This is a genomic window from Arthrobacter sp. UYNi723 (assembly GCF_054057635.1).
Map to the genome: position 1 here is coordinate 1 of NZ_JBSRZM010000050.1, position 11,127 is coordinate 11,127.

The 11,127-nt window shown below is 65.7% G+C and carries 9 protein-coding genes; 4 read left to right on the top strand and 5 right to left on the bottom strand.

All coding sequences use genetic code 11. From position 1 onward, the window contains the following. Positions 1-189: 189 nt before the first annotated feature. From ACVWY0_RS21540 to ACVWY0_RS21555, 4 genes are read right to left on the bottom strand one after another with little or no spacing between them, the layout of a single operon-like run. Complete coding sequence (locus tag ACVWY0_RS21540; protein ID WP_485838505.1) at positions 190-1,725, bottom strand: amino acid permease; 1,536 nt, start codon at positions 1,723-1,725, stop codon at positions 190-192. A gap of 23 nt (positions 1,726-1,748) precedes the next feature. Next, positions 1,749-3,185 (bottom strand): aspartate ammonia-lyase, encoded by a 1,437-nt coding sequence (locus tag ACVWY0_RS21545; RefSeq protein ID WP_485838506.1) that lies wholly within the window; start codon positions 3,183-3,185, stop codon positions 1,749-1,751. A 7-nt stretch (positions 3,186-3,192) separates the two neighbouring features. After that, on the bottom strand, positions 3,193-4,287 hold the full coding sequence (locus tag ACVWY0_RS21550; RefSeq protein ID WP_485838507.1) for an asparaginase: 1,095 nt from the start codon (positions 4,285-4,287) through the stop codon (positions 3,193-3,195). Positions 4,288-4,299: 12 nt separating this feature from the next. Beyond that, entirely contained in the window at positions 4,300-5,019 is a 720-nt protein-coding gene (locus tag ACVWY0_RS21555) for a FadR/GntR family transcriptional regulator (RefSeq protein ID WP_485838508.1), read from the bottom strand. Positions 5,020-5,233: 214 nt separating this feature from the next. Here ACVWY0_RS21555 and ACVWY0_RS21560 point away from each other — a divergent pair, with 214 nt between their 5' ends. The 3 genes from ACVWY0_RS21560 (at position 5,234) to ACVWY0_RS21570 (ending at position 9,716) form a co-directional block, all read left to right on the top strand. After that, a complete protein-coding gene (locus tag ACVWY0_RS21560) occupies positions 5,234-8,059 on the top strand; it encodes a PAS domain S-box protein (protein WP_485838509.1) in 2,826 nt (941 codons plus the stop codon). A gap of 146 nt (positions 8,060-8,205) precedes the next feature. After that, complete coding sequence (locus ACVWY0_RS21565) at positions 8,206-8,472, top strand: helix-turn-helix transcriptional regulator (RefSeq protein ID WP_485838510.1); 267 nt, start codon at positions 8,206-8,208, stop codon at positions 8,470-8,472. Next, the gene (locus ACVWY0_RS21570) at positions 8,469-9,716 is read left to right on the top strand and encodes a type II toxin-antitoxin system HipA family toxin (RefSeq protein ID WP_485838511.1); all 1,248 of its coding nucleotides are present in this window, start codon (positions 8,469-8,471) and stop codon (positions 9,714-9,716) included. Before ACVWY0_RS21565 ends, ACVWY0_RS21570 begins: the two co-directional genes overlap by 4 nt. Before the next feature lie 78 nt (positions 9,717-9,794). Here ACVWY0_RS21570 and ACVWY0_RS21575 read toward each other — a convergent pair whose 3' ends face one another. Beyond that, on the bottom strand, positions 9,795-10,412 hold the full coding sequence (locus ACVWY0_RS21575; RefSeq protein ID WP_485838512.1) for a uracil-DNA glycosylase family protein: 618 nt from the start codon (positions 10,410-10,412) through the stop codon (positions 9,795-9,797). A gap of 118 nt (positions 10,413-10,530) precedes the next feature. Between ACVWY0_RS21575 and ACVWY0_RS21580 the strand changes: the two genes are divergently transcribed. Continuing rightward, positions 10,531-11,037, top strand: coding sequence for a hypothetical protein (locus ACVWY0_RS21580; RefSeq protein WP_485838513.1), 507 nt, complete (start codon positions 10,531-10,533; stop codon positions 11,035-11,037). Positions 11,038-11,127 lie beyond the last annotated feature (90 nt).

The window sequence follows — 11,127 nt, forward strand, 5'->3', positions numbered from 1 at the left end:
AAACAAGGCCCCAAGAGCCAACCAACCATCCGGGCACAATCAAATGATTCTTCGATAAACGCTACGCGGGCATCTTGACATGATTCCTCGGGGAGAACAAGGGAAGTGACGACGGCGGCACCCGGGTTCCGTGTCTACAGAACCCGGGTGCCGCCGTCGGGCGTCACGGCCGGTTTGGCCGGCAGGGCGCTACTTCTTGAAGGTCTCCGCGGGCAGGTTGGCGATGACGGGGGCGGTGCCGGTGTAGCCGTCGCGGGTTTCGGCGATTTCGCGGATCCGCTGGCGGCAGGCGTACCAGCCGAACACCATCAGGACGGAGGCGATGGCGGTGACGAGCATGGTGAGGGGTGAGTCGATGAAGACCATGACCAGGACGCTGGCGAGGAAGAGGAGGGAGAGGTAGCCGGTGTAGGGGGCGCCGAACATCCGGAAGGAGGGGCGTGTGAGCCAGCCTTTGTCTGCCCAGCGTTGGAGTTGGATTTGGCAGAGCACGATGGTTGCCCAGGTCATGACGATGCCGACGGAGGCGACGTTGAGCACGATTTCGAAGGCCTGTGCGGGCACGAGGTAGTTCAGCGGGACGCCGAGGAGGGACACTCCGGCGGTGATGGCGATGCCGCCGTAGGGGACGCCTGCTTTGTTCATGCGGCCCGCGAATTTCGGGGCGGAGCCGTTCACGGACATGGAGCGGAGGATGCGTCCGGTGGAGTAGAGGCCGGCGTTGAGGGAGGAGAGCGCGGCGGTGAGGACGACGAGGTTCATGATGACGTCCACGCCTTGGATGCCGATGGAGCCGAAGAATGTCACGAAGGGGCTGACGCCCTTTTCGTAGGAGGTGTAGGGCAGCAGGAGGGCGAGCAGGATGACGGAGCCGACGTAGAAGACGGCGATGCGGAAGACCACGGAGTTGATGGCTTTGGGCATGATCTTTTCCGGGTTCTCGGTCTCGCCGGCGGCGGTGCCCACGAGTTCGATGGAGGCGTAGGCGAACAGGACGCCCTGCATGAGGATGATCATGGGGAGCAGGCCGTTGGGGAAGAAGCCGCCGTTGTCCGAGAGGAGGCTCAGGCCTACCTGCTGGCCGTCCACGGGGGTGCCGAAGATGACGAAGTAGGTGCCCACCACGAGGAAGACCACCAGTGCGGCGACTTTGATGATGGCGAACCAGAATTCCATTTCGCCGAAGACCTTGACGGAGACGAGGTTCAGGGCGAGGACCACCAGCAGGGCGATCAGGGCCCAGGCCCATTGCGGGACGGCCGCCATCCAGGGGATGTAGTGGCCGAAGAAGTTCATGTAGAGCGCGGCGGCGGTGATGTCCACGATGGTGGTGGTGGCCCAGTTGATCCAGTAGAACCAGCCGGAGACGAACGCGGCCTTCTCGCCGAAGAATTCACGGGCGTAGGAAACAAACGAGCCCGACGACGGCCGGTGCAGCACCAGTTCGCCCAGGGCCCGCAGGATCAGGAACGCGAAGAAACCGCAGACGGCGTAGGCGATGACCAGCGACGGGCCGGCGGCGTTCAGGCGGCCGCCGGCGCCGAGGAACAGGCCGGTGCCGATCGCGCCGCCGATGGCGATCATCTGGATCTGCCGCGGTTTGAGGTTCTTGTGATAACCCTTGTCCTCCGCGTGCAGGGCCGATTCGGTGGCGTGCGCCTGGGGCGGGACGGTGTGGTCCGTGATGACCTGCCTTTGGGCAGTGTCCTGTTGGGGAGTTGTCATGCGGTGTCCTTTTTGGGGGTGGGTTACTTGCTGAGGTTCGCCAGGCGTTCAGGACTGAGGAGTTCCTGGAGCTGGGCGGCGGTGAGCAGGCCGTGTTCGAGCACGAGTTCGGCCACACCCTTGCCGGTGGCGAGAGCCTCTTGGGCGATGGCGGTGGCGGTGGCGTAGCCAAGGTGCGGATTAAGGGCGGTGACCAGGCCGATTGACTGTTCCACGGTGAGCCGGAGGTGTTCGGTGTTGGCGGTGATGCCCCGGACGCAGCGTGCGGTGAGGGTGCGGCAGGCCGCTTCGAGGTGGGAGATGCTCTTGTGGAGGCTGTGGACGATGATGGGTTCGAAGGCGTTGAGCTGGAGCTGTCCGGCTTCGGCGGCCATGGTGATGGTCACGTCGTTGCCGATGACCTCGTAGGCCACCTGGCTGACCACTTCCGGGATCACCGGGTTGATCTTGCCGGGCATGATGGAGGAGCCGGACTGGACGGCCGGGAGGTTGATCTCGCCGAAGCCGGCGCGGGGGCCGGAGGAGAGCAGGCGGAGGTCGTTGCAGATCTTGGAGAGTTTCACGGCCACGCGCTTGAGCACGCCGGACAGGTGCACAAAGGCGCCCACATCCTGGGTGGCTTCGATGAGGTCGACGGCGGTGACCAGGGGGAGGCCGGTGACCTCGGCCAGGTGCCGGCAGGCTGCCTCGGTGTAGCCGGCGGGGGCGTTCAGGCCGGTGCCGATGGCTGTGGCGCCGAGGTTGATTTCGTGGATGAGCAGCTCCGCTTCGGCCAGGCGCAGCCGGTCCTCGCCGATGGTGATGGCGTACGTGCCGAACTCCTGGCCCAGCGTCATGGGGACGGCGTCCTGCAGTTGCGTGCGGCCCATCTTGACTACGGTGCGGAATTCCAGGGCCTTGGCACCGAAGGCCTCTTCGAGTTCGGCCAGTGCGTCCAGCAGTTCCCGGCCGGCGAAGATAGTGCCCAGTTTCACGGCGGTGGGGTAGACATCGTTGGTGGACTGGCTGAGATTCACGTGGTCGTTGGGGTGCAGGCGGGCGTAGTCGCCTTTGGGGTGGCCGAGGATTTCGAGGGCGCGGTTGGCGATGACCTCGTTCGCGTTCATGTTCGACGACGTCCCGGCGCCGCCCTGGATCACGTCCACCACGAACTGATCGCTGAGCTGGCCGTTCATGACGTCGGTGCACGCCTGCTCGATCGCCTCGCCGCGTTCGGCGTCCAGCAGTCCCAGTTCGCGGTTGGTGCGGGCGGCGGCCAGCTTCACGGCGGCCAGTCCCCGGACCAGGTGCATGTTGGAGGACAGCGGCTGCCCGGTGATGGGGAAGTTTTCGACGGCGCGGAGCGTGTGGACGCCCCAGTAGGCGTTGCCGGGGACGTCGCGGTCACCCAGGAGGTCATGCTCGGACCGGGTTTCGGGGACGGCATCCAAGGCACTCAAGTTGGTGGTCAGGTTGGTCATGGGGTCCTCACAGGGCTTCGTTGGCGGGCGTGGACACGGTTAGTGCAGGCAGGAAATCTGTGGGCTGCAGCAGGCCCACTTTGTGGCCGCCGCCCAGGACAGGGGCGGTGGCGATGCCGGCGAGCGGCGCGGTGTCCACGCCGAGGGATTCAAGCACGTGGACGGTGGCGGGCATCCGGGCGCGGTCGCCGCCGTCGGAAATCTTGACAGCAACTGCGCGGCCATCCGGCAGGCCGACGAGCTGCACACCTTCAAAACCGTCCTTCGCCACAGAGCCGGGCAGCAGCCGCATCAGCGCGGTGACGTCCCGGCGCTCGCCAGCCACCATGTCAGGGTGCTGCCGCATGGCGAGCCCGACGGCGGCTTCCGCAAGCAGCGGGGCGGTCCCGCCGTCGTCGGAGGTGCTGACGGTGGTAGTCGCTGTGGCGGCGGCCGCGATGGCGCCGAACGCGCGGGCTATGCCGCGGAGGGTGAGGGCGAAGAGGGGCGTCCCGCAGCCGTCCGTGCTGCGGGCGAAGGGCTCCTCGCCGGTCAGCTCGGTGACGGTGGCGGCGATCAGCTGCTGCAGCGGGTGGGACGGGTCGAGGTAACCCGTGACCGGCCAGCCGTTGATGACGCACGTGGCGGCCATGGCGGCGTGCTTGCCGGAGCAGTTCTGGGTCAGCTGCGTGGCGCGGAAGCCGGAGTGCAGCCAGTCCTCGCGCTCGCTGGTCCCGTACGGCAGGTCGGTGCTGTTCTCGAGGTCGCCCACAGCAAGCCCGTGCATGGCGAGGACGCGCTGGGTGCCGCCGCGGTGTTTGGCTCCGCCGGAGTGGCTGGCTGCGGTCAGGGCGAGCAAGTCGGCGGGGAGATTCAGGCCGGCGCGGACCATGGCCACGGCCTGCAGGGGCTTGAGGGAAGAACGCGGGTAGAACGGCGCCAGCGGGTCGCCTGCCGTCGCCAGGATCGAGCCGTCAGGTGCGGTGGCGATGGCCGAGCCGTAGTGGACGCTTTCCACGAGGCCGTCGCGGGTGGCGACCACCAGGGGTGCGTGCCGGGGGAGCGTCCCGGATTCGATGCCGGTGGCAGCAGTCTGGGCAGCGGAAAGGGCAGGGGCTGGCATGGGGTCCTAGGGCTACTTGTCAAGGATGGAATCGAGGGCAACGCCCACGGCGCGGAGGTGTTCGGCCATAGCAATGCTGGCGGCCTCGGCGGAGCCCGCCTCGATGGCGGCGAGGATCTGCTGGTGCTCGGTGTCCGACGCGTGCTGGCGGTCGGCCACCATGTTCAGGGTTTCCGACTGGAAGGCCAATGCTCCGCGGATATCGGCCACCACGCTGGCGAACACTTTGTTGCCGCTGGCGCGCGCGATGGCGGCGTGGAAGCTGGAGTCCAGGGCAACCCAGGATTCAGGGTCCGTTTCCGTGGTCATGGCGGCGACGATGTGCCGCAGCGTCTCGAGTTCCTCGTCGGTCCGGCGCTGGGCGGCCAGTCCTGCTGCCGGAACCTCGATGTGCGGCCGGGCCTCGGTGAGGTCCCGGGCGGAGTACTGGCCCAGCGTGAGGTCGTTGGCTACCTTGTCGGCCACCACGAACGTGCCCTTGCCGGTTTTGGTGACGGTCAAGCCCAGGGCGGTGCACGAACGGAGGGCCTCGCGGATGACCGAGCGGCTAACCCCGTACTGCTGGGCGAGGGTGGCCTCGGAGCTGAGCTTGCCGCCCACGGCCACCCTGCCGGACTCGATGTCGGCGCGGATGGCATTGAACACCGCTTCGGCAGCACTGAGCCGGGCCAATGGCTGGGCTTCGATGGGCACCGCAGGCTGTCCTGCTGTCCGGCTGTCTGACAGGTTCACGCTTAAAATATGGCACGGGTCACACGGGCTGTCAATCCTGCGCGGGAACGGGCTTCTTTGGCGCAGGTTGACGCGAAGGTCATTGGCCGCGGAGCGGCTCGCGTTGACGAGGCTCTGGAGCGCAGCCGGGACCCCGGCTAAGCTGTGCGGGGAGGCCCGTCCGGCCGCCCGGGTGCGCGGCGGCGAAGGCCGCCAACGTTTGTTGGGGGTTGAAATGGAACAAGTAGTCAAGGGAAACGATCCTGCGGATTTCTACCACGAACTGGTCGAAGCGGCGCCGGACGCGCTGCTGAGGGTCAGCGCGGAGGGTTTCATCGTCTTCGTCAATACCCAGACGGAACAGCTCTTTGGTTACCGGCGGGACGAGTTGCTGGACAGGCATTACGGAATGCTCCTGCCCGAGCGGTTCGAAGCCCAGATTGCTGGCACAAGCGATGATCTCGCGTCCGGGCAGCGGATACTCCGGATCGGGACCGGCCTGGGCCTGTTCGGCCTGCACCGCGACGGGACCGAGTTCCCCATCGAAATCAGCACGGCCGCTCTCGGGGACCGTCCGGGCGCGGACATCGTTGCCTCCGTCCGGGACGTGAGCGAACACCGCCGCACCGACAGCGAGCTACGGGATGCCCTTTCGCTGCTCGGCGCCACCCTGGAATCCACCGCCGACGGCATCCTGGTGGTGACTGCCGACGGGAGGATTGCCGGTTCCAATGAGCGGTTCGCCACGTTGTGGGGCATCCCGGCGGATCTTCTGGATTCCCATGACGACGGCAAACTGATCGGCTTCGTCTTGGATCAGCTTTCCGATCCGGGCAGCTTCATGCGCAAGGTCCAAGAGCTGTACGCCGATCCGGGAGCGGAGAGCCTGGATGTGCTGGAGTTCCGTGATGGCCGGACGTTTGAGCGGTACTCCCGGCCCCAACGGGTAGGGGATGACATTGTCGGCCGGGTCTGGAGCTTCCGTGATGTCACGGCACGCCGGCGTGCACAGGACCGGGCCCGTGAAGCGATCGCACAGATGGAGGGTCTCGGCGCGATCGTTAATTCCTCGGCCGATGCGATCATCGGCATCACCCCCGAGGGTGTGATCACCAGCTGGAATCAGGGCGCCGAACGGCTGTACGGGTATGGCGCGGACGAGGTCACAGGCCGGGACGTCCAATTCCTGACTCCGGATCATCTCCGCCGGAGCGAGGAAGCGTTACTCGCTGATGTCCGGGAGCGCGGTGTCGCGCGGAGCTTCGAGGCGGAGCGGGTGCGCAAAGACGGGACGGCGGTCCCTGTTTCCGTGACTATTTCACCCATCCGGGCCGAAGACGGAGGAGTGCGCGGGATGGCGAAGATCGCCCGCGACGTCACCGGACAGCGGCTTGCGTCGGCAGAGCTCCTGGCCGCGCGGGAGGCGGCGCTTGAATCGAGCCGGTTGAAGTCCGAGTACCTGGCAACGATGAGCCATGAGATCCGGACACCGATGAACGGCGTCATCGGCCTGACCGCTTTGTTGCTGGAGACCCCGCTGGACGAGACGCAGCGCCGGTATGCCGAAGGGGTCAGGGGTGCGGGCGAGGTGCTGCTGGCCCTGATTAACGACATATTGGACCTGTCCAAGTTGGAGGCCGGGAAGGTCGATTTGGAGATCGCGGCCTTTAATCCGCGCCTTCTGGTCGAGGAAGTTGCGGGCCTGCTGAGCGAGTCTGCCCGCGTCAAAGGTCTGGAACTCATGGCCTACTGCCGTCCGGAGGTGCCGGCCCGACTCTCAGGAGACGTCGGACGCATCCGGCAGATCCTGCTCAATCTGACCTCCAACGCCATAAAGTTCACTCCGGCCGGGGAAGTGTCCGTTCGCGTGCAACTCGTTGACCTTCATCCGCGTGGGCCTGGGGTGCGGTTTGAAGTCCGAGACACGGGGATCGGAATTGAGCCAGAAGATCATCGTCGCCTGTTCGAGTCCTTTTCCCAGGCCGATTCCTCCACCACGCGCCGGTACGGCGGAACCGGGTTGGGGCTGGCGATCTCGCGGCGGCTGACCGAGGTGATGGGCGGGGAAATAGGGCTGACCAGCGCTCCCGGCGAGGGCAGTACATTCTGGTTTGTGCTCCCGTTGCAGCCCGCGGTGGCCTCCGGGGGCATCGACGAGGAGGCGGTCCCCTCCCCGGATCTGCTGACCGGAGTCAGGGTCCTGGTCGTGGATGACAACGCGACCAACAGGCTGGTGCTGGAATCCCAGCTCAGGGCGTGGAACATGGACCCGGACACCGTAGGCGATGCGCGCGCTGCCCTGGACCGGTGCCGGGATGCGGCCTTCGCCGGACGGCCCTTCCACGTCGTCGTACTGGATATGTGCATGCCGGAGATGGACGGGCTGGAGCTGGCGCGGGCCATCAGCGCCGACAGGGTTCTGGCTTCCACCTCCCTGATTATGCTGACGTCAACGCCGCAGATGGATCAGGCTGAGCTGGCAGCTGCGGGTATCCGTGAATGGCTGATGAAACCGGTGCGCGGTTCTGAACTTTACGACCGACTTCTGCGCCTGAGGGGAGGGGCGCAGACGGCGGAACGTCTTGCGGCCCGTGGCGTGCCGGAAAAGCAGAGCATCCCTTCCCGGGGGCGCATCCTGGTAGTGGAGGACAACGAGGTGAACCAGCTTGTTGCCCGTGAAATGGTGAAAAGACTGGGGTATCTGGTTGACGTTGTGCCCGACGGTGCTGAAGCCGTCTCTGCCGTTGCAGCCGCATCCTACGAGGCCGTGCTCATGGACTGCCACATGCCGGTCATGGACGGTTTTGAGGCCACCAGGACCATCCGCAAGGGCGAGGGGGCGGGGCATTTGCCCATCATTGCCATGACCGCGGGCGTCCTGGACGAAGACCGTGAGCGGTGCCTCGCTGCCGGCATGGACGACTACCTCACCAAACCCGTCGACCCCGCCGCCCTGGAGGCGGCCCTCGACCGCTGGGTTCCGCGTGCCCCGCGGCTGGCGGGGGAAGCGCCAGCGGTGGATCCGACGGCGTTTAACCAGGCACTTCCGCCGACACCGTAAAGTCCACGTCGTCGGAGCAGAGGAAGGTTCCCTCGTGGTTATAGGCACGGTACGTTCGTTCCGATTTTTCTCTATGCTGGAGCGAGTTGCCCGTCTAGAATCGGAACACAGCTAAAACGGCACGATCGTACCTATTGGAGATGCCCATGGCGGATGCATTCGGGGACCGGCTCGCAGGTGAAGTCCGGACGCGCCGGGCAGCCTTAGGCCTCACGCAGCAGGATCTCGCCGACATGGCCGGAGTCTCCGAGCGCTTTGTCCGCTTCGTCGAGCAGGGCAAGCCCAGCATCCAGCTGGACTCACTCACCGCCGTGCTGGAAACCCTGGGACTCGAACTCCGGCTAGCCGCCCGGGCCAGCCGCGCCGCCCGGGCCCTCGCCGGCCACGGCAAGGCCCAAGAAACAAACCCATGAAGCACCGCGTCGCCGACATTTACAAGGCCGGGGTGCTGGCCGCCCGGCTCGAACGGCACGACGGCGGCACCCGGTTCAGCTATCTGCCCGCGTACCTCGCGTCCGGGGGACCCGCCGTCGCAAGTTCCCTGCCGCTCACCGCCGAACCGGTGCTGTCCTCGGCGGGCGCAGCGCCGCCCTATTTCACCGGACTGCTGCCGGAGGGCCGCCGGCTCAACGCCCTGCGGCGGTCCATCAAGACCAGCGCGGACGATGACCTGTCGCTGCTCATCGCGGCCGGCGGCAACCCGGTGGGCGATGTGCAGATCGTGGGGCATGGAGAACCGCTGGACCCGGACGAGCACGCGGTGCAGCTGGACCCAAAGTTGCCGGTTGACTTCGACCAACTGCTGGGTGATCCGGACCTGATCGACCCCGTGGCCCTGGCAGGAGTGCAGGACAAACTCTCCGCCGGGATGATCTCGCTGCCCGTGGCCAGCGCCGGTAAGCGGTTCATCCTTAAGCTCAACGCCCCCGAATTCCCGCACGTGGTGGAGAACGAGCTGGTGATGTTCGGGTACGCGGCCAAACTGCGTATCCCGCTGAGCCGGGTCCAGCTGATCCGCGACGTGGCCGGCCGGCCGGGCCTGCTGGTGGAGCGCTTTGACCGGGTGCCGCTTGCGGGCGGCGGTCCTGATGAGGTGCGGCGCCTGGCTGTGGAGGACGGCGCCCAGGTACTGAAGCTGTACCCGGCGGACAAGTACAACGTGGGCTTCGGCCGGGTCTGCCATGCACTGGCCGATTACTGCTCGGCTCCCCTGCCTGCCGTCCGCAACCTGGCCATCCAGGCGGCTTTTGCGTGGCTGAGCGGCAACGGGGACCTGCACGCCAAGAACGTCTCGATGGTCCAGCAGCCACACGGGGAGTGGTCCATCGCGCCTGTGTACGACATCCCCTCCACAGTGGTCTACGGCGACAAGACGCTGGCGCTGACCCTGGCTGGAAAGCGCAGCGGGATCTCGCGGAAGCACTTCTTGGCGTGGGCCGCGGAACTCGGACTCACGGCCCGGGCGGCGGTGCAGGTGGTGGAGCTGGCGCTGAAGGCGTCCGGTCCTCTGATCGCGGATCTGGAGGCGGGCACCGCTTTCGCCGCGGTCAGTGGTTCCGGACAGAATGACGACGACGGCGGCTCGCCGTTTCCGGAGATGGTCACCCGGGCGTGGGTCAAGGAGCTGAAGCACCGCCGGAGGCTGCTGGAAGGCTGATGCTCACAGGGTGAGGGCGCACTGCGGCGGGTGTCGCCGTCGGGCATTCCTTTGGGGCTGAAAATTCGTTGTGAAAAACTAGAGGTGCTGGATGCCTGCGCGCTGCATGGCGTCTTTGTAGATATCTACGCTCTTGGTGAGGAGCTCCTCCTGCTTGGTTTCAGAAACAGCAAAGGCCCGCCCGCCGAGCGCGCTGGCCTTGTAGATCTTGATGCCGCTGTTCTTGAGAGAGGAGTGGTACGTCTTCTCGAAGAGAGTGAGGAACGTGGAGGCGTCGGTGCCGTGGGCGATGACCGCGGAGACGCGGCGGTTGATTTTCAGGAACTGGCGGAAGGGGCGCAGGCCGTCGGTTTTTTCCTGGACGTTCAGGGCCGAGGGGAGCTCGGGATCGCGGACCCACGGGTAGGCGTTCCACGGCATCACGTAGCGGGGATCGAGTTCGGCGAGTTCGTAGATCTGGGTGGCGCGGCGGGCGGCTTCGTCATCGTTGAAGTGGGACACGAACCCGGACTCGGTGCCTTTGCCCGGGCTGACGTGAAGGCTGACGATCCGGCATTCGTCCTCGTCATGCACGGGATCGATGTAAGGAACGACGGACCCTGGCTTCTTTTCCATCAGTTCGTCACAGAGCTGCGTTACCGCCGCGATGTTCGGTTCCTGTAGCAGGGCCTTTTTTTCGTCCCAGTCAATCGTCACGATCTCTCCCTCAGCAGCACGGCGTCCAGAATCAGGCGTCTTAGGCCACTCTACGCTTTTGGGCGTGCCGGTGCGCAGTGCAAGTTAGCTCCGGACCGGCGCCTGGCCGGGTAACGTCATGATGATGAACAGGAAAACACTCAAGTCCGACGGCTTTGCCGGCTTCCGGAGCTTCGACACACTTGAGATCATAAGGGTTCCGCAGGGCACCGGGGTGTTCGCCGTTCTTCGGCCGAATGAGTTCGAGCCGCACTTCCTGAAGATCAGCACCGCCGGGACCTTCAAGAAAAAGAATCCCACCCTGCCGGCGGAAGCCATCCTGGCGGAATGGGTGGACGGTGCGGACATTCTCTATGTTGGCAAAGCCGGGCCGGGAAGCAAGGGCAACCGCGGCCTCCGGAACCAGATCAAGGAGTTCCTGGATTTTGGGCGGGGCAGGCCGCCGGGCCATTGGGACGGCCGCCTCATCTGGCAGCTGACCCACACGGATGAACTCATCATGGCGTGGAAAGAGGTGCCTGCCGAAGAAGTAAACCAAGCCGAGGCCGCGTATCACGCAGCCTTTGTTGCGGAGCATGGCCGGCTGCCGTTCGCGAATCTCGTGCAGGCCAAAGTGCGGAACTAAGGACGCGTCAGTAAATAAGCCAGCGTTTCTTCGTTTTGGTTCTATTGTGGTGCTATGGCCATTGGTGCAGAGGTTGAGACGGCTTTACGG

What these genes read in the sequence shown, in the direction of transcription:
- ACVWY0_RS21540 (WP_485838505.1), bottom strand. Translation starts at nt 1,725, where the DNA reads ATGACAACTCCCCAACAGGACACTGCCCAAAGGCAGGTCATCACGGAC.
- ACVWY0_RS21545 (WP_485838506.1), bottom strand. Translation starts at nt 3,185, where the DNA reads ATGACCAACCTGACCACCAACTTGAGTGCCTTGGATGCCGTCCCCGAA.
- ACVWY0_RS21550 (WP_485838507.1), bottom strand. Translation starts at nt 4,287, where the DNA reads ATGCCAGCCCCTGCCCTTTCCGCTGCCCAGACTGCTGCCACCGGCATC.
- ACVWY0_RS21560 (WP_485838509.1), top strand. Translation starts at nt 5,234, where the DNA reads ATGGAACAAGTAGTCAAGGGAAACGATCCTGCGGATTTCTACCACGAA.
- ACVWY0_RS21565 (WP_485838510.1), top strand. Translation starts at nt 8,206, where the DNA reads ATGGCGGATGCATTCGGGGACCGGCTCGCAGGTGAAGTCCGGACGCGC.
- ACVWY0_RS21570 (WP_485838511.1), top strand. Translation starts at nt 8,469, where the DNA reads ATGAAGCACCGCGTCGCCGACATTTACAAGGCCGGGGTGCTGGCCGCC.
- ACVWY0_RS21580 (WP_485838513.1), top strand. Translation starts at nt 10,531, where the DNA reads ATGATGATGAACAGGAAAACACTCAAGTCCGACGGCTTTGCCGGCTTC.